Annotated in this window: 1 protein-coding gene; it reads left to right on the forward strand. The window is 66.1% G+C overall.

All coding sequences use genetic code 11. The features are described 5' to 3' along the window. Nucleotides 1-227, forward strand: a 227-nt coding sequence (locus ACW9IR_RS30150; protein WP_457466261.1) for a carboxyl transferase domain-containing protein, incomplete at both ends; no start/stop codon positions are given.

Raw genomic sequence — 227 nt, forward strand, 5'->3', positions numbered from 1 at the left:
CCTGCAACAGATCGCCCTGGAGAACAAACTGCCGGTGGTGACCCTGGCCGAAAGCGGCGGCGCCAACCTCAACTATGCCGCCGAGATTTTCGTCGAAGGCGCGCGCAGCTTCGCCAACCAGGCGCGCATGTCGGCCATGGGCTTGCCGCAGATCACGGTGGTACACGGCTCGGCCACGGCCGGCGGCGCGTATCAGCCAGGGCTGTCGGATTACGTGGTGGTTGTGC

It is taken from the genome of Pseudomonas sp. SDT291_1_S447 (assembly GCF_054070155.1).